At 72.3% G+C, this 21,784-nt stretch carries 19 protein-coding genes; 7 read left to right on the top strand and 12 right to left on the bottom strand.

Features of this window, described 5'->3' with window-relative positions; genetic code table 11:
• Window positions 1-345 precede the first annotated feature (345 nt).
• Complete coding sequence (locus tag ACZ5GT_RS27910; RefSeq protein WP_469031669.1) at window positions 346-1,947, top strand: alpha/beta hydrolase; 1,602 nt, start codon at window positions 346-348, stop codon at window positions 1,945-1,947.
• Window positions 1,948-2,003: 56 nt separating this feature from the next.
• On the opposite strand, the gene ACZ5GT_RS27905 is transcribed toward ACZ5GT_RS27910, so the two are convergent.
• The 6 genes from ACZ5GT_RS27905 to ACZ5GT_RS27880 form a co-directional block, all read right to left on the bottom strand.
• On the bottom strand, window positions 2,004-2,729 hold the full coding sequence (locus ACZ5GT_RS27905) for a lysophospholipid acyltransferase family protein (RefSeq protein ID WP_469031668.1): 726 nt from the start codon (window positions 2,727-2,729) through the stop codon (window positions 2,004-2,006).
• Between the two features lie 170 nt (window positions 2,730-2,899).
• Window positions 2,900-4,126, bottom strand: a complete 1,227-nt coding sequence (locus ACZ5GT_RS27900) for a SpoIIE family protein phosphatase (RefSeq protein ID WP_469031667.1) — start codon at window positions 4,124-4,126, stop codon at window positions 2,900-2,902.
• 56 nt (window positions 4,127-4,182) lie between these two features.
• Window positions 4,183-6,642 (bottom strand): SpoIIE family protein phosphatase, encoded by a 2,460-nt coding sequence (locus ACZ5GT_RS27895; protein ID WP_469031666.1) that lies wholly within the window; start codon window positions 6,640-6,642, stop codon window positions 4,183-4,185.
• A 458-nt stretch (window positions 6,643-7,100) separates the two neighbouring features.
• Entirely contained in the window at window positions 7,101-8,327 is a 1,227-nt protein-coding gene (gene rocD / locus ACZ5GT_RS27890) for an ornithine--oxo-acid transaminase (protein WP_469031665.1), read from the bottom strand.
• A complete protein-coding gene (gene ddaH / locus ACZ5GT_RS27885; RefSeq protein WP_469031664.1) occupies window positions 8,324-9,136 on the bottom strand; it encodes a dimethylargininase in 813 nt (270 codons plus the stop codon). The genes rocD and ddaH overlap by 4 nt, the downstream gene beginning before the upstream one ends.
• A gap of 152 nt (window positions 9,137-9,288) precedes the next feature.
• Window positions 9,289-9,774, bottom strand: coding sequence for an Lrp/AsnC family transcriptional regulator (locus tag ACZ5GT_RS27880; protein ID WP_324784928.1), 486 nt, complete (start codon window positions 9,772-9,774; stop codon window positions 9,289-9,291).
• Window positions 9,775-9,851: 77 nt separating this feature from the next.
• Between ACZ5GT_RS27880 and ACZ5GT_RS27875 the strand changes: the two genes are divergently transcribed.
• The 4 genes from ACZ5GT_RS27875 to ACZ5GT_RS27860 are packed head-to-tail and all read left to right on the top strand — an operon-like array spanning window position 9,852 to window position 13,919.
• Window positions 9,852-10,601, top strand: coding sequence for a LytR/AlgR family response regulator transcription factor (locus ACZ5GT_RS27875; RefSeq protein WP_469031663.1), 750 nt, complete (start codon window positions 9,852-9,854; stop codon window positions 10,599-10,601).
• Between the two features lie 2 nt (window positions 10,602-10,603).
• On the top strand, window positions 10,604-10,999 hold the full coding sequence (locus tag ACZ5GT_RS27870) for a hypothetical protein (protein WP_469031662.1): 396 nt from the start codon (window positions 10,604-10,606) through the stop codon (window positions 10,997-10,999).
• The gene (locus tag ACZ5GT_RS27865; protein ID WP_469031661.1) at window positions 10,996-12,708 is read left to right on the top strand and encodes a sodium/solute symporter; all 1,713 of its coding nucleotides are present in this window, start codon (window positions 10,996-10,998) and stop codon (window positions 12,706-12,708) included. The genes ACZ5GT_RS27870 and ACZ5GT_RS27865 overlap by 4 nt, the downstream gene beginning before the upstream one ends.
• The gene (locus tag ACZ5GT_RS27860; protein ID WP_469031660.1) at window positions 12,705-13,919 is read left to right on the top strand and encodes a sensor histidine kinase; all 1,215 of its coding nucleotides are present in this window, start codon (window positions 12,705-12,707) and stop codon (window positions 13,917-13,919) included. Before ACZ5GT_RS27865 ends, ACZ5GT_RS27860 begins: the two co-directional genes overlap by 4 nt.
• A 3-nt stretch (window positions 13,920-13,922) precedes the next feature.
• On the opposite strand, the gene ACZ5GT_RS27855 is transcribed toward ACZ5GT_RS27860, so the two are convergent.
• From ACZ5GT_RS27855 to ACZ5GT_RS27835, 5 genes are all read right to left on the bottom strand, one after another.
• Entirely contained in the window at window positions 13,923-14,093 is a 171-nt protein-coding gene (locus ACZ5GT_RS27855) for a hypothetical protein (RefSeq protein WP_469031659.1), read from the bottom strand.
• Between the two features lie 155 nt (window positions 14,094-14,248).
• The gene (locus tag ACZ5GT_RS27850; protein ID WP_469031658.1) at window positions 14,249-15,199 is read right to left on the bottom strand and encodes a cytochrome c oxidase assembly protein; all 951 of its coding nucleotides are present in this window, start codon (window positions 15,197-15,199) and stop codon (window positions 14,249-14,251) included.
• Between the two features lie 103 nt (window positions 15,200-15,302).
• Window positions 15,303-16,328, bottom strand: coding sequence for a 6-phosphofructokinase (locus tag ACZ5GT_RS27845; RefSeq protein ID WP_398265132.1), 1,026 nt, complete (start codon window positions 16,326-16,328; stop codon window positions 15,303-15,305).
• Between the two features lie 311 nt (window positions 16,329-16,639).
• On the bottom strand, window positions 16,640-17,368 hold the full coding sequence (locus ACZ5GT_RS27840; RefSeq protein ID WP_469031657.1) for a type 1 glutamine amidotransferase: 729 nt from the start codon (window positions 17,366-17,368) through the stop codon (window positions 16,640-16,642).
• 23 nt (window positions 17,369-17,391) lie between these two features.
• Window positions 17,392-18,630 (bottom strand): DUF1727 domain-containing protein, encoded by a 1,239-nt coding sequence (locus ACZ5GT_RS27835; RefSeq protein WP_469031656.1) that lies wholly within the window; start codon window positions 18,628-18,630, stop codon window positions 17,392-17,394.
• A 112-nt stretch (window positions 18,631-18,742) separates the two neighbouring features.
• Here ACZ5GT_RS27835 and def point away from each other — a divergent pair, with 112 nt between their 5' ends.
• Entirely contained in the window at window positions 18,743-19,348 is a 606-nt protein-coding gene (gene def, locus ACZ5GT_RS27830) for a peptide deformylase (protein ID WP_469031655.1), read from the top strand.
• Here the strand turns inward: def and ACZ5GT_RS27825 are convergent.
• Window positions 19,345-19,989: a TetR/AcrR family transcriptional regulator gene (locus ACZ5GT_RS27825; protein ID WP_469031654.1), complete on the bottom strand. Its 645-nt coding sequence runs from the start codon at window positions 19,987-19,989 to the stop codon at window positions 19,345-19,347. The genes def and ACZ5GT_RS27825 overlap by 4 nt on opposite strands.
• 169 nt (window positions 19,990-20,158) lie before the next feature.
• On the opposite strand from ACZ5GT_RS27825, the gene ACZ5GT_RS27820 reads away from it, so the two are divergent.
• Complete coding sequence (locus ACZ5GT_RS27820) at window positions 20,159-21,385, top strand: acyl-CoA dehydrogenase family protein (RefSeq protein WP_469031653.1); 1,227 nt, start codon at window positions 20,159-20,161, stop codon at window positions 21,383-21,385.
• Window positions 21,386-21,784 lie beyond the last annotated feature (399 nt).

The following is a 21,784-nucleotide window of genomic DNA, read 5'->3' as shown; positions in this document are numbered from 1 at the left end:
TGTCCATCACGGCCTTTGGTTGATCGACGTGTCTCTTGGCGGAAACACATGATCAAGCAGAGGCCGCCTTGCTGTCCGGCAAACGGCCACCCTCACCAAGAAACGATCTTGATGGGTTAAAACTCAAGTGAAGGGGCGCGGGGAACTGCGCGACCGGCCACGACGGCGCCGCAGCCGACTCACGGCACGACGCCGCCCACCCAGCGGAGCGCCCCGTCTCCGCTCAGCGGGATTCGCTTATCCGTTTATCGGATTGGCAAAGAAGGTCAACAAACCCTGTTCTCAGGCCGTTCACAGCCGGAAGGATCCCTCTGTCAAACGCAACCACGCAGGGGGAGGCCCCACTTGAGGGACATCAGACCGAAGAGGCGTGTGGCGGCGCTCGGCTCGGCCGGAGCGCTGGTCACGGCGACGCTGATCGCCGGCGCCGTCGCCGCGCCCTCGGCGAACGCGAGCGCGGGCGCCCGGCACGGCCAGGACCGCGAGGCGCGCGGAGCCGCGATCGCGGCGGAGCGGGCCGCGAAGGCCGGGATCGACTGGCAGGACTGTCCTGGGGACTGGGGGCTGGAGAAGCCGATCCAGTGCGGCTGGGTCAGCGTGCCGCTCGACTACGCCAAGCCGTACGGCAAGCAGATCAAGCTCGCCGTCGACCGCATCGGCAACACCGGGACCGCGCAGGAGCGGCAGGGCGCGCTCGTCTACAACCCCGGCGGCCCCGGCGGCTCGGGCCTGCGCTTCCCGCGCCGGGTCACCACCAAGAGCGCCGTGTGGGCCAACACGGCCAAGGCGTACGACTTCGTGGGCTTCGACCCGCGCGGCGTCGGCCACTCCGCGCCCATCTCCTGCATCGACCCGCAGGAGTTCGTGAAGGCGCCGAAGGCGGACCCGGTGCCCGACACCGAGGCCGACAAGCTGGCCCAGCGCAAGCTGGCCCGCGAGTACGCCGAGGGCTGCTACGAGCGCAGCGGCGAGATGCTGCCCCACATGACCACGCCGAACACCGTGCGCGACCTGGACGTCATCCGCGCCGCCCTCGGTGAGAAGAAGCTCAACTACCTCGGCGTCTCCTACGGCACGTACATCGGCGCCGTCTACGGCACCATGTTCCCGGGCCACCTGCGCCGCATGATCGTGGACAGCGTGGTCAACCCCTCGCGGGAGAAGATCTGGTACCAGGCCAACCTGGACCAGGACGTCGCCTTCGAGGGCCGCTGGAAGGACTGGGAGGACTGGGTCGCCGCCAACGACGCCACCTTCCACCTCGGCACCACCCGCGACGCCGTGCAGGACAAGTGGCTCCAGCTGCGCGCCACCGCCAAGAAGAGCCCCATCGGCGGGGTCGTCGGCCCGGCCGAGCTGATCTCCTTCTTCCAGAGCGCGCCGTACTACGACTCGACGTGGATACCCATCGCGACGACGTTCAGCAAGTACGTCGCCGGCGACACCCAGGCGCTCGTCGACGCGGCCGCACCCGACCTCACGGACACCGCGGGCAACATCGCTTCGGAGAACAGCAACGCCGTTTATACGGCCGTCGAGTGCACCGACGCCAAGTGGCCCACCAGCTGGAAGAAGTGGGACCGGGACAACACCGAGCTCAACAAGAACTACCCGTTCATGACCTGGGCCAACGCCTGGATGAACCTGCCCTGCGCCACCTGGCCGGTCAAGCAGCAGACGCCGGTCGAGGTCAAGACGCACAAGGGCCTGCCGCAGGTGCTGATCGTGCAGTCCACGCGTGACGCCGCCACCCCGTACGAGGGCGCCGTCGAACTGCACAACCGCTTCAAGGGCTCCCGCCTGATCACCGAGAAGGACGCGGGCTCCCACGGCGTCACCGGTCTGGTCAACCCCTGCATCAACCAGCGGGTGGACGACTACCTCCTGACCGGCAAGCTGGACGCGGCGGACGTGACGTGCACCCCGCACGCCACGCCCAAGCCGTGACCCGAGGCCGTACGGCATGAAGGGGCGGCCGGTGTCCGGCCGCCCCTTTCCCGTCCTCAGCCGAGCGGCATCCGGGGGAACCTGCGTTCCTTCTCGCCGTTCGGGGCGGCCTGCTGGGCCTTGGCGACGGCGGCGTACTCGTCGACGTACTCCTGCTCGGACAGCGACAGGATCGCGTACATGATCTCGTCGGTGACGGCCCGCAGGATCGTCTTCTCGTTCTCCATCCCGGCGTAACGGGAGAAGTCGAGGGGCTTGCCGAAGCGGATCGTGACGGACCGGAAGTCGGGGACGACCTGTCCCGGCGGCTGCGCCTCGAAGGTGCCGATCATCGCGCACGGGATCACCGGGACCTGGGCCTTCAGAGCCATCACGGCGACGCCGACCTTGCCCTTGTACAGGCGCCCGTCGTGCGAGCGGGTGCCCTCCGGGTAGATGCCGAGCAGTTCGCCCCTGCGCAGCACCCCGAGCCCCTCGCGGATCGCGGCCTGCCCGGCGTCCTTGCCCGTGCGGTCGACCGGGATCTGCCCGGCGCTGCGGAAGAAGGCGGCGGTGAGGCGTCCCTTGATGCCGGGACCCGTGAAGTACTCCTTCTTCGCCAGGAAGGTGATGCGGCGCTTGATGATCGCCGGCATCAGGAAGTGGTCCGAGAAGGACAGATGGTTGCCCGCGATGATGGCCGCGCCCGAGTCCGGGACGTGTCCGAGGCCTTCGATCCGGGGCCGGAAGAGCAGTCTCAGCAGCGGTCCCAGCAACACGTATTTGAGCAGGTAGTAGAACAAGAGGTCACTCCTCACTCCGGCGGATCGGTGGACTGCCGCGTTTCAGCAGGTCAACCGGCGTGTCGTGGGGCTGCCAGTCTAGGTGCAGGCACAACCCGCCGGAACTGGGCCGTTCGGTACCCTCCCGGGTTCCCCGACGGACCGTCAGGTCAGCACCCCTCTCCGGGCCTTCACAGGCGCACGATGACGAGCGCGGTGTCGTCGGTCGCGCCCCCCGGCGGCAGCAGTTCCCGCAGCACGGCGTCGGCGAGGGTGTCGGGGTCGTCCGTGCGGTGGCTGCCCAGGGAGTCGGCGAGCCGCGCCAGACCGGTGTCGATGTCCTCGCCCCGGCGTTCGATCAGACCGTCGGTGTACAGCACCAGCGTGGCCCCCGAGGCGTAGGCGGCGACGGCCTGCGGTCTGGGGAGCGGATCGGGGCGCGCGTCCAGCGGCGGGTCGGTGGCCTGGTCGAGGAACTCCACGCGCCCGTCGGCGTGCAGCAGGACGGGCGGCGGGTGACCGGCGCTGCTGTAGGTGATGATGCGCGCGTCGAGGTCGATGAACGTCGTGACGACGGTGGCCGATTCGGCGCCGTCGACCACGTGCGCGTACCGCCCCAGCACGTTCAGGGCCTGCGCCGGTCCGTCCGCGACGCGGGAGGCGGCGCTGAGCGCGCTGCGCAGCTGGCCCATGACACCCGCGGCCGACAGGCCGTGCCCGACCACGTCGCCCACGGACACGCCGATGCGGTTGCCGCCGACCAGGTCGATGAGGTCGTACCAGTCCCCGCACACGTGCAGCGCGCCGATCGCGGGCCGGTAGCGCACCGCCGCCGGGAGGTGGCGCACCTGGCGGCACGCGGGCAGCATCGCCTCCTGCAGGGCCAGTGCCACCTCGCGTTCGTGGGCGTGGGCCTGGCGGAGACGTTCGTTGACCGCCTGCAGTTCGCGGGCGCGCGAGTACAGTTCGGCCTCGAGGACGCGGGCGCGGCTGCCGCTGGGGCCGCCGCGGGCCTTGATCAGCTCGGTGACCTCCTCGACGCGGTGCACCAGCAGCACCACCTTGCCGTTCGCGTCGAGCACCGGCGCGTTGACCGAGCTCCAGTACCGCTCCTGCCACTCCCCGGGCCGCTCCGGGTTCTCCACGTCGTAGCGCTGCAGGGCCATGGCGTCGCGCTCGCCGGTGGCCACCACCCGCCGCAGCGAGACCGCCAGGTTGCGCGTGCCGGTGGCCGAGGAGTCGTTGGGATTGTCGGGGAAGACGTCGAAGAGGTAGCAGCCCACCAGGTCCTCGCGCCTGCGACCGGACAGGGTCACGTACTCCTGGTTGACGTCCGCGTAGACGAGATCCGGGGTGAGCAGGGCCACCATGCCGGGCAGGGTATGGAACACCGCCGCGTAGTCGATCGCCTCGCTCATGGTTCCCGCCTCACCACCGGGATCATCATGTTTCCACATGGTATGCCGGTCATGTGTCATTCCGGTGGCTCTGTCAGGGACTGCTCGGCCCAGATGACCTTGCCCTCCGTGACGAAGCGGGTCCCCCACCGCTGCGAGAACTGGGAGACCAGCAGCAGCCCGCGCCCGCCCTCGTCCGTGGTGCGCGGATGGCGCAGGTGCGGAGCGGTGGCGCCGCTGTCGGACACCTCGCAGATCAGAGCGGAGTCCCGGATCAGACGCAGGCGGATGGGCCCGACGGCGTGCCGGAGGGCGTTGGTGACCAGCTCGCTGACCACGAGTTCGGTGGTGAAGACCAGGTCTTCCAGGCCCCAGTCGGTCAGCTGCCGGGTGGCCTCCTTGCGGGCCTGGGAGACCACGGCCGGGTCGGCGGGCAGGTCCCAGTCCGCCACCTGGCCGGTGCCCAGCAGCCTGGTACGGGCCATCAGCAGGACCACGTCGTCGTGCGGACGGGCCGGGGCGAGCGCGTCGACCACCGCGCAGCAGCGCAGGTCGAGCGAGGGCGCGTCCCGCTCCAGGGCCCGGCGCAGCCGGCCGCGGTCCGCGTCGACGGCCCAGTTCTCCCCGTGGGCCAGCAGCCCGTCGGTGTGCAGCGCGATCGTGCTGCCCTCCGCGAGAGCCAGCTCGACCGCCTCGAAGGGCGGTCCGCCGGTGCCGAGCGGCGGCCCCTGCGGCAGGTCGACGAAGCTCACCGTGCCGTCGGGCAGGATCACGGCGGGCACCGGGTGGCCCGCGGCGGCCATCGAGCACAGTCCGTCGACGGGGTCGTAGACCACGTACACGCAGCCGCTGCCCACGGAGCGGAACGTTTCGACACCCGGCACGTCCGGATCCAGACCCTCCTCGCGGGCCGCGCGGGCGACCAGGTCGTCGAGGTGCCCGAGCACCTCCTCCGGCGGCAGGTCCAGTGCCGCGAGGGTGCGGACGGCGGTGCGGAGCCGGCCCATCGCCGCCGCCGCGTCGATGCCGTGGCCGGGCACCTCGCCGACGACCAGGGCGACCCGCGCGCCGGACAGCGGGACGAGGTCGTACCAGTCGCCGCCGAGCCCGGTCAGCTCGTCGGCGGGCCGGTAACAGGCGGCCACCTCCACCGCGCCCTGCTCGGGCAGCCGGCGCGGCAGCAGGCTGCGCTGCAGCACCAGGGCGGCGTCGCGCTCACGGGTGTAGCGGCGGGCGTTGTCCACGCAGACGGCCGCCCGCGACACCAGGTCCTCGGCGAGGCTCAGGTCGTCCTCGTCGAACGGCTCCTGGCGGCGGCGCCGGAAGAAGGCGGTGACGCCGAGGGTCACGCCCCGCGCGCGCAGCGGCACGATCACCACGCTGTGCAGCCCGAGTTCCAGGAAGGTCGTCTCCCGGCGGCCCGGTACGTCCGCCACCCACTCCCTGGCCAGCGGGTCGAGCCGCGCCTCGCGATAGGACCTGCCCGTGGCCAGACAGCGGATCGGCGGCGACCCCGGCAGGTAGGCCGCCGTCCCGCCGATCTCCACGACTGCCTCCGCGCCGCCGCCGTCCACCGACTGCCGGCCGGCCCGGCGCAGAGGCACCGGCTCGGTCTCGTTCAGCGGCCCGGACACCGGCTCCGCACCCCGCAGCACCGACTCCAGCAGGTCCACGCAGACCAGGTCGGCGAAGGCGGGCACGGCCACGTCGGCCAGCTCCTGCGCGGTCCGCACGACGTCCAGCGTCCGGCCGATCTGCTCGCCGGCCCGGTCGAGCAGGGCCAGGCGCTGCCGGGCGCGGTGCCGGTCGGTGATGTCGATGACCGTGTAGTAGACGCCCATCGGGCGGCCGTGGTCGTCCTCGAGCCGGGTGAACGACATCATGTGCGCGGTCTCCCGGAGCGGGGCGGAGCGCACCTTGCCCACGTGCTCGTAGCCGATCACCGGCTCGCCGGTCTTGAGGACGTGCCGCATCTGCGCCTCGATCCCCGCGGAGTCCAGACCGGGCTGGATCTCCGCGAGCCGCCGCCCCAGCCGGCACTCGGCCGGTCCGCCGCCGAACCGTCCCAGCGCGGCGTTCGACCACACGCAGCGCAGATCGCCGTCCACGATCGCCATGCCGACCGGCGAGTTGGTGACCACCTGCTCCAGGACCGTGCGGCTCATGTCCCAGCCGGGCGCCCCGGACATGTCGGACAGCAGCACCAGCCAGCGTGCGAAACCGCCCGACTCGACGGCCCGGGTGACGCGGACCATGACCTTCACCGGCTGCCCGTCCCCGCGCCGGACGGTCAGCAGGCCCATCCAACCGCCGTCCTCGCGACAGCGTTCGATCAGTTCCGGCACCCGAGCGGCGTCCCGGGGGGTCAGCAGCCCGCTGACGCCCCTGCCGACCACCTCGGAGGCGGGGTAGCGCAGCAGCTGCTGGGCCCCCCTGGTCCAGCTCGTCACCACGCCCTGCGCGTCCAGCAGGATGGGCACGGCGTCAGCCACGTCGAACCGCTGCCGAGCGGCGCTCTGCTCCTCGTGAATGCCCACGGCCGACCTCTCCGTCGTCGAGAGTGGTCTACCACCACCTGTCTCAATCTTCGCCCTTCCGGCTCACCGGAGCCCTGCCGACGGGAGCCGAAAGCGGAAGGCGAGGGCGGCAACGGAGGGCGGGAGGGGCCGCGGGCGGGGGCGCCCTCGCGGCCGGGGCGGCGCGGTGGGTGCAGTGCGGTGCGCGCGGTGCGGTGCGGCGCGGTGCGGTGCGGCGCGGTGCGGTGCGGCGCGGCGCGGTGCGGTGCGCTGCCGCGCGGGGAGAGGCCGGAAGGCCGGGCTGGGCGCCTGGTCCCGGCTCCGTGCCTGCCGCGGGGCCTGCCACCGCGCGTGCCGGACCGCCCGCCCCCACGGGACGCGCCGGCTCCGCCCGGCGGCGCGTACGGCGCGGAGGGGCCGCCTGCCGGGCGGCCCGGCCGGCGACTGCGGGGGCGCGTCGCGGCCGGGCCCTGCCGGTGTCAGGCCCCCTGCGTCAGCACCTTCTCCAGCGTTCCGAGCGCCGACTCGAGCTCCTCGCCGGTGATCGTCAGCGGCGGCGCCAGCCGGATCGTGGAGCCGTGGGTGTCCTTGACGAGGATTCCCTCGCGCAGCAGCCGCTCGCCGATCTCCCGGCCGGTGCCGATGGCCGGGTCGACGTCGACGCCCGCCCACAGGCCCCGGGCGCGGAAGCCGGTGACGCCCTTGCCGACGAGGTCTTCCAGACCGTCCCGCAGGACGACGCCCAGCTCGGCCGCCCGGCGCTGGTACTCGCCCGTCTCCAGCAGCTCGACCACCGCCGTGCCGACGGCCGCGGCCAGCGGGTTGCCGCCGAACGTCGAGCCGTGCTCGCCCGGCCCCAGCACGCCGAGCACGTCCCGCCGGGCGAGAACCGCGGACACCGGCACGATGCCGCCGCCCAGCGCCTTGCCCAGCAGCAGCATGTCGGGGACGACCGACTCGTGCTCCACGGCGAGGGTGCGGCCGGTCCGGCCCAGGCCGGACTGGATCTCGTCGGCGATGAACAGGCAGCCCGCGCGGCGGGTCAGCTCCCGTACGCCAGCCAGGTAGCCGTCGTCCGGGACGATCACGCCGGCCTCGCCCTGGATGGGCTCCAGCAGCACCGCGGCCGTCGTCTCGTCGACCGCCGCCTCCAGGGCCGCCAGGTCGTTGTAGGGAACGATGCGGAAGCCGGGGGTGAAGGGGCCGAAGCCGCTCCGCGCCGTCTCGTCGGTCGAGAAACTGACGATCGTCGTCGTGCGGCCGTGGAAGTTCTCCGCCGCGACCACGATCGTCGCCCGGTCGGCGGGGACGCCCTTGACCTCGTACGCCCACTTGCGGGCCACCTTGATGCCGGACTCCACGGCCTCGGCGCCCGTGTTCATCGGCAGCACCATCTCCTGGCCCGTCAGCGCCGCCAGACGCTCGGCGAACTCGGCCAGGCGGTCGTTGTGGAAGGCGCGCGAGGTGAGGGTGAGACGGTCCAGCTGGCGGTGTGCGGCCTCGACCAGCAGCGGGTGCCGGTGGCCGAAGTTGAGGGCGGAGTAGCCGGCCAGCATGTCCAGGTAGCGGCGGCCCTCCACGTCCTCCACCCAGGTGCCCTCGGCCCGGGCGACCACCACCGGCAGCGGGTGGTAGTTGTGGGCCAGGACCGGCTCCTCGGCGCGGATGAGGTCGGCGGACGTGCGCGTGGTGACGGGAGCGGTCATGAGCGGATCTCCTGAGTGCAGCACTTGATGCCGCCGCCTGCCTTGCGGAACTCCGACAGGTCGACGGGGACGGGGAGGTAGCCGCGGTCGGCCAGGGTGGAGGCGAGGGCCTCCGCCTGGGGCGCGATGAAGACGTGGTGGCCGTCGGACACCGAGTTGAGGCCGAACGCCAGCGCGTCCTCGCGGGTGGCGAGCACCGCGTCCGGGTACAGCCGGGCGAGCACCTCGCGGCTGCCGGCCGAGAACGCCTCCGGGTAGTACGCGATGTTGTCGTCGTCGAGGACGAACAGCGCGGTGTCCAGGTGGTAGAAGCGCGGGTCCACCAGCGTCAGGCTGATCACCGGGTGGCCGAAGAACTCCTGCACCTCGCGGTGGGCCTCGCGGGTGGTGCGGAATCCGGTGCCGGCCAGGACGTAGCGGCCCGTCCAGACGAGGTCGCCCTCGCCCTCGCAGACGGACTCGGGCCGGTGCACGTCGAAGCCGGCCGACTTGAACCACGTGTCGTAGTGCGTGGACTCGGGGCGCCGTTCGGGCGCGTGGAAGAGGGAGCCGAAGACGCGGCCGTCGACGACGACCGCCGAGTTCGCGGCGAAGACCATGTCGGGCAGGCCGGGGGCCGGCTCCAGGACGTCGACGGTGTGGCCGTGGCGGCGGTAGGCGCCGATCAGCTGCTGCCACTGTTCCTGGGCCAGAGCGGCGTCGACGGGTGCGTCGGGCCGCATCCACGGATTGATCGCGTACTGCACGGCGAAGTGTCTGGGTTCACAGACGAGGAAGCGCCGCCGGCGCGGCACACGGGAGTCGGGCACAGAGGGGTTCCTCCGCTTCCTGCGGTGTGGGCTGGGTTGAGACCACGGTAGGAAGGGACCGATACGACCGACAAGAAACGGATATTGCGCGTCGGCGCAGGAATGCTGCGTTCTTTCCGGGCATTACGCACGACTGCTGCGCATATTTCCGCTCATTCGGGCGCCGGCTGACTGGCGCCCGCCTCCGGGCTCTCCGGCAGCAGATGCGACAGCACCATCACGCTGATCGTCTTGCGGATGAACGGCTCCCGGCGGATCCGCTCCAGCACCTCCTCGAAGTGCTCGACGTCCCGCGCCCGCACGTGCAGCAGCGCGTCCGCGCCGCCGGTCACCGTCATCGCGGCCGTGATCTCCGGATGGTTGCGGACCACCTCCGCCAGCCGCCGGGGCGGGGCGGCGCCCTCGCAGTACACCTCGACGTACGCCTCCGTGCGCCAGCCCAGCGCCGACGGCCGCACCGTGGCCGTGAACCCGGTGATCACCCCCGTATCCCGCAGCCGGTCCACGCGCCGCTTCACCGCCGTCGACGACAGGCCGATGGCCGCCCCGATCTCGGCGAAGCTGGTCCTGGCGTTCGCCATCAGCGCGGTGACGATCTTCCGGTCGAGCTCGTCGAACGGGGCGGGCCTGCTGTTCATGGCGGCACTGTACCCAGCGCGAACGGCCGCTCCCGGTCCATGTCCAGGCGCGCGGATTGCTCCTAGACTCCGGGTTCATGCTGCGCGCCCTCGCCGTCGACGACGAACGCCCCTCGCTGGAGGAGCTGCTCTATCTGCTCAACGCCGACCCCCGCATCAGCAGCGCGGAGGGCGCCGGCGACGCGACCGAGGCGCTGCGCCGCATCAACCGGGCCCTGGAGTCGGGGCCGGGCGGGGCCGAGGCCATCGACGTCGTCTTCCTCGACATCCACATGCCGGGCCTCGACGGACTCGACCTCGCCCGGCTGCTGAGCGGGTTCGCCGAACCGCCGCTCGTCGTGTTCGTCACCGCCCATGAGGACTTCGCCGTCCAGGCCTTCGACCTCAAGGCCGTCGACTACGTTCTCAAGCCCGTCCGCAAGGAACGCCTCGCCGAGGCGGTGCGCCGGGCCGCCGAGATCGGCAACGCCGCCCCGCGCATCCCCGTGCACGAGCCCGACCCGGACCAGCTGCCCGTCGAGCTCGGCGGCGTCACCCGGTTCGTCGCCGTCGACGACATCACCCACGTCGAGGCCCAGGGCGACTACGCCCGCCTGCACACCGACAAGGGCAGCCACCTGCTGCGCATCCCGCTGTCCACCCTGGAGGAGCGCTGGCGCTCCCGCGGCTTCGTCCGCATCCACCGCCGGCACCTGGTCGCGCTGCGCCACATCGGCGAGCTGCGGCTGGGCGCGGGCACCGTGAGCGTGGTGATCGGCGGCGAGGAGCTGCAGGTCAGCCGGCGCCACGCGCGCGAACTGCGGGACCTGCTGATGAGGAGGACCTGACCGTGCCGCAGGACCCCGCCGAGCGCCGCGTCGTCGTCACCGGCCCGCACCGGCGCGTTCTGCCCCACGCCCGGCTCCGGGCGCGAGGGCGCTACCCCCATGCCTCCGGCTACTACCGGCCGCGCACCGAGATCGACGAGCAGACCACCCTCGGCGACACCTACGTCCGCTCGCTGATGCGCACCCAGCTGCGGGCCGCCCTCGGCGTCTTCGCGGTGCTCGGCCTGCTCGTCGGCCCGCTGCCGCTGGTGTTCTCCGCCATTCCCTACGCCCACCGCCTCGAGTGGGCGGTCCTCGGCTTCTGCCTGTACGCCCCGCTGGTCCTGCTGGCCCGCTGGTACGTCCGCCGAGCCGAGCGCAACGAACGGGACCTCGTACGACTGGTCGAGGACCGGTGAACTCCGGCTACGCCGTCCCCGCCGTCGCCCTCGTCGTCGTGGCGACCGTCCTCGTCGGCGCGTTCGGCCTGCGCATCTCCCGCACCACCTCCGACTTCTACGTCGCCTCCCGGACCGTCGGCCCCCGCCTCAACGCGGCCGCCATCAGCGGCGAGTACCTCTCCGCGGCCTCCTTCCTCGGCATCGCCGGCCTTGTGCTGGTGCAGGGACCGGACATGCTCTGGTACCCGGTCGGCTACACGGCCGGGTACCTCGTGCTGCTGCTCTTCGTCGCCGCCCCGCTGCGCCGCTCCGGCGCCTACACCCTGCCCGACTTCGCCGAGGCCCGCCTCGCCTCGCAGACCGTGCGGCGGCTCGCGGGCGCCTTCGTCGTCGGCGCCGGCTGGCTCTACCTGCTGCCCCAGCTCCAGGGCGCCGGGATGACCCTGGCGGTGCTGACCGGCGCGCCCGACCCGCTCGGCGGGATCATCGTCGCCGTCGTGGTGGTCGCCACCGTCGCCGCCGGCGGCATGCGCAGCATCACCTTCGTACAGGCCTTCCAGTACTGGCTGAAGCTCACCGCGCTGCTCGTCCCCGCCTTGTTCCTGGTCCTCGCCTGGCAGGGCGACGGGGCGCCCCGGCACGTCTTCGGGGAACCGCCGTCCTTCCGCGAGCAGCGCGTGGTCACCGTCGACACCGGTCTCGACCTGAAGCTGGACCGGCCGCTGACCGTCACGGTGAGCGGCACCGTCGACGGCCGCCCGCACGACGGCCGGCCGGTGCGGCTGCCCGCCGGCACCCACCACATCGCCGAGGGCACCCGGCTGACCTTCGCCGAGGGCACCCCGGTCCCGGCCGCCGACCGCGGCAGCGACGGCGGCATGTCCACCTCGCTGACCGCGAGCCGTGAGGAACGCCCGCTGTACGCGACGTACGGACTGATCCTCGCCACCTTCCTCGGCACCATGGGCCTGCCGCACGTCGTCGTCCGCTTCTACACCAGCCCGCACGGCGTCGCCGCCCGCCGCACCACCGTGGCCGTGCTCGCCCTGACCGGCGCCTTCTACCTCCTGCCCCCGGTCTACGGCGCACTCGGCCGCCTCTACGCCCCCGAGCTCACCATCACCGGCAACGCAGACGCGGCCGTGCTGCTGCTGCCCGACCGCATGATCGGCGGCCTCGGCGGCGACCTGCTCGGGGCGCTGGTCGCGGGCGGGGCGTTCGCGGCGTTCCTGTCCACGGCGTCCGGGCTGACCATGGCCGTCGCGGGCGTGCTCACCCAGGACGTGCTGCCCTCGCGCGGAGTACGGCACTTCCGGCTCGGCACGGTGCTCGCCATGGCCGTACCGCTCGCCGCGAGCGTCATCGTGGGCGGGCTGCCGGTCGCGGACGCGGTCGGGCTCGCGTTCGCCGTGTCGGCGTCGTCCTTCTGCCCGCTGCTCGTCCTCGGCATCTGGTGGCGGCGGCTGACCCCGCCGGGCGCGGCCGCCGGGATGCTCGTCGGGGGCGGCTCGGCGTTCCTGGCGGTGACCGCGACCATGGCGGGCTTTCCGGGCACCGGGCCGCTGCACGCCCTGCTCGCCTGGCCCGCGCTGTGGTCGGTGCCGTTCGGCTTCCTGACCATGGTGCTGGTGTCCCTGGCCACCCCGGGACGGGTGCCGCCGGGCACCCAGGCGATCCTGGCGCGGTTCCACCTGCCGGAGGAGCTGAGGACGGAGGCGAAGGCGTGAGCGGTTTCCTCGCCGGGCTGTGCGTGGCCGCGCTGCCGCTGCTGGCGGCCGGGTTCTGGCTCGGGCGGCGCACCGCGAGCCCGCAGAACCTCGGCGGGCTCGGCACGCCCGTCGAGCACGCCACCTTCGAGACCCTGCACACCGCCTCCCTCGCCGCGCCCCCGCTGCGGGCGGGCCTGACGGAGGAGACCGCGCGCAGGTCGGCCCGCAGACTGCGCTCGCTGCTCGGCACCGACGCGCTGTGCCTGACGGACGAGAAGCAGGTCCTGGTCTGGGACGGCGTGGGCGCCCACCACCGCACCGAGGTCATGGAACGGCTCGCCGGCGCCCTGGAGACCGGCCGCGGCGAGGCCTTCCGGCTGACCTGCGACGCGCCCGACTGCCCGGTGCGCTGGGCCGTGGTCGCCCCGCTCACCGTCGACGACCGCGTCCACGGCACGCTGGTCGCCTGTGCGCCCCGCGAGTCCGCGGTGCTGGTGCGCGCGGCCGGCGAGGTCGCCCGCTGGGTCTCCGTGCAGCTCGAGCTCGCCGACCTCGACCAGTCGCGCACCCGGCTCATCGAGGCCGAGATCAAGGCGCTGCGGGCGCAGATATCCCCGCACTTCATCTTCAACTCGCTCGCGGTGATCGCCTCGTTCGTCCGCACCGACCCCGAGCAAGCCCGCGAACTGCTCCTGGAATTCGCCGACTTCACCCGCTACTCGTTCCGCAGGCACGGCGACTTCACCACCCTCGCCGACGAACTCCACGCCATCGACCAGTACCTGGCGCTGGTCCGGGCCCGCTTCGGCGACCGCCTCTCCGTCACCCTGCAGATCGCGCCCGAGGTGCTGCCGGTCACCCTGCCCTTCCTGTGCCTGCAGCCGCTCGTCGAGAACGCCGTCAAGCACGGACTGGAGGGCAAGACGGCGGCCACCGGCAAGTGCCACATCCAGATCACCGCGCAGGACGCCGGCGCCGAGGCCCTGGTGGTGATCGAGGACGACGGCGCGGGTATGGACCCGGAGCTGCTGCGCCGCATCCTCGCGGGCGAGGTCAGCCCGTCCGGCGGCATCGGCCTGTCCAACGTCGACGACCGGCTCCGTCAGGTCTACGGCGACGACCACGGCCTCGTCATCGAGACCGCGCCGGGCGCGGGCATGAAGATCACCGCCCGGCTGCCGAAGTACCAGCCGGGCGTGCACTCGGCCGGGCGGCTCGCCCGGGAGTGAGGCTCAGGCGCCGCGGGTGACGACCATGCCGAGCGTGATCAGGCCCAGCACGACCCAGCCGAACCACAGCCAGCCGTTGCTGCCGAGCGCCACCGTGTAGGCCGTCACCGCGACGAGCCCGGCGACGGTGACCACCCCCATCGTCTTCGTGGAACCGTCCGGGGAACCGGGCATCGCCACCCTCCTCATGGTCCGCTTCCCTCCATGGTGCCCCGGCTCTGCCCCCGGACGATGCCCCCGGACGAAAAGTGAGCCCCGGCGCACACGCCGGGGCTCACTTTCCGCCGAGGGGGCCCACCCCTCCGGGGCTCACGCCGGGGCGCGGACCGTCAGCGCCCGTGCGCCTCCAGCGAGGCCAGGTAGGCGTTGTACGCCTCGAGCTCCTTGTCCCCGTCGCGGTCGGCGGCCCGGTCCTTGCGCCTGGCCTGCCGCTGCTCGGAGCCGTACCACTGGAACAGCAGGGCCAGCAGCACCAGCACGGACGGGACCTCGCTGAACGCCCAGGCGATGCCGCCGGCCGCGTTCTGGTCGGACAGCGCGTCGATGCCGAGGGAGGCGGGCGGGTTCTTGAACGTCTCCACCATGGTCGTGGACGCCATCATCAGCGCGATCCCGAAGAACGCGTGGAACGGCATGCCGGCGAACAGCTCCAGCATCCGGATCAGGTAGCCGGGCCGGTTCGGTCCCGGGTCGACGCCCATGATCGGCCAGAAGAACACCACGCCGACGGCGAGGAAGTGCACCATCATCGCGACGTGCCCCGTCTTGGAGCCCATCAGGAAGTCGAACAGCGGGGTGAAGTACAGCGCGTACAGGCTCGCGATGAACATCGGGATGGTGAACAGGGGGTGCGTGATGAAGCGCATGTAGTGGCTGTGCAGCAGCATCAGCAGCAGCTCGCGGGGCCCCTTGCGGCCCCGGCCCGCCGTCGGCAGCGCGCGCAGCGCCAGCGTCACGGGCGCGCCGAGCAGGATCAGGATCGGCGAGAGCATGCTGATCACCATGTGCTGCACCATGTGCACGCTGAACATGACCATCCCGTAGTCGTTCAGCTTGGTGCACATCACCAGCATGATCGTCAGCACGCCGGTGACGAACGACACCGTCCGCCCCACCGGCCACTTGTCACCGCGCCGGACCAGCCGTACGACCCCCCACCCGTACAGCGCCAGCCCGAGCAGGCAGGCGACGAGGAAGAAGGGGTCCGGGGACCACTCCAGCCCCCGTCCCAGGGTGAACGGCGGCAGGTCCATGGTCGTGCCGTGACCGCTGTGATCCATCGGCCGGCTCCTGATTCGTGGGGGTTGTGCGAGTCTGTCCGCACCAGAGTAGAACCGCCCCCGGTCACGGCTGCGACCGGGGGCGGGACAAAGCTCCGCGGCGTCAGAGCACGCACTCCGCCTCGTCGTAGCGCTCGGCGGGAACCGTCTTCAGCGTCTCCACCGCCTCCGCCAGCGACACCATCACGATGTCGGTGCCGCGCAGCGCCGTCATCATGCCGAACTGCCCGCGGTGCACCGCCTCCACGGCGTGCCACCCGAAGCGGGTGGCCAGCACGCGGTCGTACGCCGTCGGCGTGCCGCCGCGCTGCACGTGCCCGAGGATCACCGGCCGGGCCTCCTTGCCGAGCCGCTCCTCCAGCTCGACGGACAGCTGGCGGGCGATGCCGGCGAAGCGCTCGTGGCCGTAGACGTCCGTGCCGCCCTCGTCGAAGTCCATGGTGCCCGGGCGCGGCTTGGCGCCCTCCGCGGCGACGACGATGGCGAACCGCTTGCCCTGGTCGAACCGCTCGCCCACCCGCGCGGCCAGCTCCTCGATGTCGAAGGGCCGCTCGGGGACGACGACGGCGTGCGCGCCGGCCGCCATGCCGGAGTGCAGCGCGATCCAGCCCGTGTGACGGCCCATGACCTCCACGACCAGCACCCGCTGGTGGGACTCCGCGGTGGTCTTCAGCCGGTCCAGCGCCTCCGTCGCCACGCCGACGGCCGTGTCGAAGCCGAAGGTGACGTCGGTGACAGCGATGTCGTTGTCGATGGTCTTCGGCACGCCCACCACGGGCAGCCCGCCGTCCGACATCAGGCGGGCCGCCTTCAGCGTGCCCTCGCCGCCGATCGGGATGATCGCGTCCAGACCGAGTTCCTCGAGGTGGCCCCTGGCCCGCTCGACGCCGTCGCGCAGGTGCGAGGGCTGGACCCGGGAGGAGCCGAGGATCGTGCCGCCGCGAGCCAGGATGCCGCTCACCGCGTCGAGGTCGAGCTTGAGGTAGTCGCACTCCAGGAGGCCCTTCCAGCCGTCCCGGAAGCCGATGACCTCGTCGCCGTGGTCGACGACGGCGCGGTGCACGACGGACCGGATGACGGCGTTCAGGCCGGGGCAGTCGCCGCCGGACGTGAGGACACCAATGCGCATCGCCCGAAAAACCTTCTCGATGTGGGCCGGGGCCGGACCGCGTCGTCCGGCTCGATCCCCGCCACCCTAGCGGCATCCGGGGGCGGGGCAGCACCGTGCGTCCGCCTGCTGGACGACCCCGCTCACCTGTGCGTTCGAGCCGTCAGACGGGCCCGCTCACCTGTGCGTACGGGCCCTCGGACGGGCTGGTGAAGCAGAGCTGGAGCGCAGGTGTCGGGCAGGTTGCCGGACCCCTGCGCAACCGTGCTAAGGCGGGCTCCACGCGGGCTGCTGCGCGACTCGTCCTCACGCGGGCTGCCGGGCAGCTGTCCTCACGCGGGCTGCTGCGCAGACGCGATGCGCTCGTTGCGAAGCGCCTCGTACCACCGGTCGTCGGCCGGCGGCAGCGCGTTCACGTCGAGCGCCAGCTTCAGCAGCAGGTCCGCGATCAGCGGGTTGCGCGCGAGCACCGGGCCGTGCATGTACGTGCCGAAGACCGTCTCGTTGTACGCGCCCTCCGTGCCGTCGCCCGTGCCGTTGCCGTTGCCCAGCCGCGTCTTGGCCAAGGGGCGGGCGGTCGGGCCCAGATGGGTGACGCCCTGGTGGTTCTCGAAGCCGGTCAGCGGGGGCAGGCCCAGGCGCGGGTCGATGTCGGCGAGCACGTCGCCCACGCACCGCTCGCCCTCGCCGCGCACCGACACCACGTCCAGCAGGCCCAGTCCGGGCTCGCGCTGGCCGAGGTCGTTGATGAACTCGTGGCCGAGGATCTGGTAGCCGGCGCACACCGAGAAGACGATCGCGCCGTTGCCGACGGCCCGGTGCAGACCGCCGTCGCGGCGCAGCCGCTCGGCCGCGAGCCGCTGCGGACGGTCCTCGCCGCCGCCGATCAGGTAGATGTCCCCGGAGGTCGGGATCGGCTGGTCGCTGCGCACGTCGAGCCGGGCCACGTCGAGGCCGCGCTGGCGCGCCCGGCGCTCCACGACCAGCACGTTGCCCTGGTCGCCGTACGTGCTGAGCAGGTCCGGGTAGATCCAGACGATCCGCAGTTGGTTGTCGCTCACAAAAGTCCCCTGACGTCTCGTGCTCAGTTGCCGACGCGGCGGCGCAGGTCCTGGAAGGCGGTGTAGTTGGCGATGACCTCGATCCGGCCCGGCGGGCAGGCCTGCACCGCCTGGTCGAGGTTGTCGAACACCTGGAACTGCTGGTCGGCGACCTCCAGACGCACCGCGAGGTCCAGCTTCCGGTCACCGATGACGCAGATCGGGTGGCCGCTCAGGCGCGTGTAGTCGACGTCCCACAGCCATGAGGTGTCGGTGCCGTCGGCGCCGCGCGCGTTCACGGAGAGGATCACCGGGGTGGGCGGCGGGTCGATCAGGCTGAACGTCTCCAGCCAGCCGGCCGGGTTCTTCGCCAGCAGCAGCCTGAGGTCGCGGCCCTGGAACTGGACGACGTCGTAGCGCCCGGCCACGGCCTGCACCTGGTACATCCGCTCCAGCGCCACCTGCGGCGGCACCCCGAAGACGGCGGCGACGGCCGCGGAGGAGGCGGCGTTGGCCTTGTTGGCGCGGCCCGGCAGCTGCAGGTGGATCGGCCAGGCCGAGCCGTGCGGGTCGAGGACGTGGTCGCCGGACAGCGCCCAGCTCGGCGTGGGCCGGCGGAAGCCGCACTCGCCGCAGAACCAGTCGTCGCCGGGGCGCTGCATCACGCCGCCGCAGGACGGGCAGGACCAGGCGTCGTCCTTCCACATCTGCCCGGCCGCGACCCAGACCACGTTGGGGGAGGAGGACGCGGCCCACACGACCAGCGGGTCGTCGGCGTTGGCGATGATCACGGCCTTGGACCCGGCGAGCCCCTCACGCCAGTTCTCGGCGAGCATGCGGGTCTCCGCCGCGCGGTCGAGCTGGTCGCGGGAGAGGTTGAGCAGGGCGATGCACTTGGGAGCGGTGTCCCGGGCGACGCCCGCGAGGTACTTCTCGTCGACCTCGATGACGCCGTAGCGCGCGTCCGAGCCGCCGGCCAGCGCCGAGGTGATGCCGGCGGGCATGTTGGCGCCTAGCGCGTTGGACACGACCGGGCCCGCGGCCCGCAGCGCCTCGGCGATCAGCCTCGTGGTCGTGGTCTTGCCGTTGGTGGCCGAGACCAGGACGACGTCCAGGTTCTGGGCCAGCCGGGCGAGGAGGTCGGGGTCGAGCTTGAGCGCCACCCGGCCGCCGATCACCGAACCGCTGCCGCGCCCTGCGGCGCGAGATGCCGCCGCGACCGCCTTGCCGGCGGTGACGGCGATCTTGGCCCGCGGCGTGAGCGGGTCCGAGTTGCCTGCCATCAGTTCTCGATCCTCCTTGCGTACGCGCCGCGCCTCTGCCTGACGGCAACGTGGTGGTGGTCAGCCTATTCGAGATCCATTCGCACTCCCGAATCGCCGTACCCTTGCGCCCATGCGAAACGGCTCCATTCCGGGCACACGCGGACGCGTCAGGCCCCTCACCCTGTTCGGCGACCCGGTGCTGCACGCGCCCTGCGCGGAGGTCACCGACTTCGGCGACGAACTGGCGGCCTTGGTGGAGGACTTGTTCGCGACGATGTACGCGGCGCGCGGCGTGGGGCTGGCGGCGAACCAGGTGGGGGAGCCGCTGCGGGTGTTCGTCTACGACTGCCCGGACGACGAGGACGTGCGGCACCTCGGACACGTGGTCAACCCGCGCCTCGTGGAGGCCGACGGGGTGGTCGTGCGGGGCCCGGAGGGCTGCCTGTCCCTGCCCGGGCTGGAGGCCGGCACGCCGCGCTACGACCATGCCGTGGTCGAGGGCTTCACGGTGACCGGGGAGCCCGTCACCGTGCACGGAACGGGGTTCTTCGCGCGGTGCCTGCAGCACGAGTGCGACCACCTCGGGGGCCGGGTGTACGCGGATCACCTCACCGGGTGGCGCGGCCGCAGGCTGCGCAGACAGGTGGCGAAGGCGTCCTGGAGCCGGGGCGGCGACCCTCGGACCCCGGCGCCCGGCCACGAAGACATGGTCCTGGAGACCGAGAGCGGACGTTAGAAACCCGGACCGCCCACCCGGTCGCCGGCCGCCGCCAGCCTGCCCCACAGCAGGTCGGCCAGGCTCCGCACCAACTCCGCGCGCGAGCAGGGCCGTTCGCCGAGCCACCAGTCGCCCGCCGCGTGCATCATCCCGACGATCCCGTGTCCCCACACCCGGGCCAACTGCTGGGTGCCCGGTCCGAGGTCCAGCCGCTCCTCGATGACCTGCGCCAGTTCCTCGCCCATCCTGCGCAGCAGCGGCGCGGAGTGCTTGCCCACGTCGAAGCCGGGGTCTCCGGGGTGGCCGCCCTCCGCGGGATGCATCAGGAAGCGGTAGACCTGCGGGCGGGCCTCGATCGCCGCCAAGTACGTGTCCAGGGTGGCCTCCACGCGTTCCCTGCGGTCCGCCGGGGCGTCCAGCGCGGCCCGCAGCGAGGCGAGGAGGGCGTCCGTGTGCCTCATGGCCAACGCCGCGTACAGTCCGCCCTTGTCGCCGAAGTGCCGGTACAGGATCGGCTTGGTGATGCCGGCCTCCGCCGCGATGGCGTTCATCGAGGCCTGCGGCCCGTCGCGCAGCACCACTCTGTCGGCGGCCTCCAGCAACTCGCGCCGGCGGCGGTCGGCGGACCGCTGCTGATCGGTCCGCTGCGTGGTGTCCATGAGCTCTCCCCACCCGTGCTGATTCGGTGACGCCAGCGCAAACTAACACTCAAGCCGCCCTTTGCATCGAACGGGCTGCCGACCGGTCATCGGGAGTTGACTTTTCCTACCGGCCGGTAACAGACTCGTGTTACCGCTAGTAACACATTGCGCCGCCGCTGGAGGGGACATGGCCGAGTTCACCATGGAGCTCAACGACGAACAGAAGGAGGTCCGCGACTGGCTGCACGGCTTCGCCGCCGACGTCATCCGGCCCGCGGCCGCCGAATGGGACGAGCGTGAGGAGACTCCCTGGCCGGTCATCCAGGAGGCCGCCAAGGTCGGCATCTACTCCCTGGACTTCTACGCCCAGCAGTACTTCGACGCCACCGGCCTCGGCATCCCGATGGCGATGGAGGAGCTGTTCTGGGGCGACGCCGGCATAGCCCTGTCGATCGTCGGCACCGGCCTCGCCGCGGTGGGCGTCCTCGCCAACGGGACCGAGGAGCAGATCGGCACCTGGATCCCGCAGATGTACGGCGACGTCAACGACGTCAAGGTCGCCGCCTTCTGCTCCTCCGAGCCCGACGCAGGCTCCGACGTGGCCTCCATGCGCACGCGCGCCGTCTACGACGAGGCCAAGGACGAGTGGGTGATCAACGGCACGAAGACCTGGGCGACCAACGGCGGCATCGCCAACGTCCACGTCGTCGTCGCGGTCGTCGACCCCGAGCTGGGTTCCAAGGGCCACGCCTCCTTCATCGTCCCGCCGAACACCCCGGGACTGTCGCAGGGGCAGAAGTTCAAGAAGCACGGCATCCGCGCCTCGCACACCGCCGAGGTCGTGCTGGAGGACGTCCGGGTCCCCAGCTCCTGCCTGCTGGGCGGCAAGGAGAAGCTGGACGAGCGGCTGGCCCGCGCCCGCGAGCGGGCGAAGTCGGGCGGCGAGCGCGTGAAGAACGCGGCCATGGCCACGTTCGAGGCCTCCCGCCCGGCCGTCGGCGCGATGGCCGTCGGCACCGCGCGCGCCGCCTACGAGGTCGCCCTCGACTACGCCAAGACCCGTGAGCAGTTCGGCCGCCCGATCATCGACAACCAGGGCGTCGCCTTCCAGCTCGCGGACATGCGCACCCAGATCGACGCCGCCCGCCTGCTCGTCTGGCGTGCGTCCTGGATGGCGATCAACGGCAAGCCGTTCACGGCGGCCGAGGGCTCCATGTCGAAGCTGTTCGCGAGCGAGACCGCCAAGAAGGTCACCGCGCAGGCGATCCAGATCCTCGGCGGCAACGGCTACACCCGTGAGTACCCGGTGGAGCGGATGCACCGCGACGCCGCGATTTATACGATCTTCGAGGGCACGAGTGAGATCCAGCGCCTGGTGATCGCCCGCACCCTGTCGGGGATGCCGATCCGCTAGCGCGGCGCACCTGGTCCGGCGGCACCCGCCGTCCGCCCGATCCCGAGCCACCGCCCCGTCCGGAGGCGCCGCCCGCGTCCGGGCGCCAGGCCCACCGGCCCGGCGCCCGCCCGGCGGCACGACGGGGGCGGGGCGGCCCGGCCGATCCGGCCGCGCGTGGCGGCGCAGGCGCGGTGAGCGCCGCCTGGTGGCGATGGGCGCGGCCGGGCGGCGGGGACGCGTCTGGGGGTACCGGCCCGGCGGCTAGCGGCACGACGACGAGTGTGCTGGGGCGCAGCGGTTGCGGCCGGTCCGGCCGCCCGTAGTGGCAGAGGCACGGTGAGCCGCGCTGCTTGGTGGCGGCGGGCGCGGTCGGCCGGCGGTGACGCGTCCGGGGTGCCGGCCGGCGGTTGGCTCGCG

It is taken from the genome of Streptomyces sp. NPDC031340, from assembly GCF_055569945.1.
Note: the sequence above shows the minus strand (reverse complement) of the source record. Positions and strands in the feature narration are given on the sequence as shown.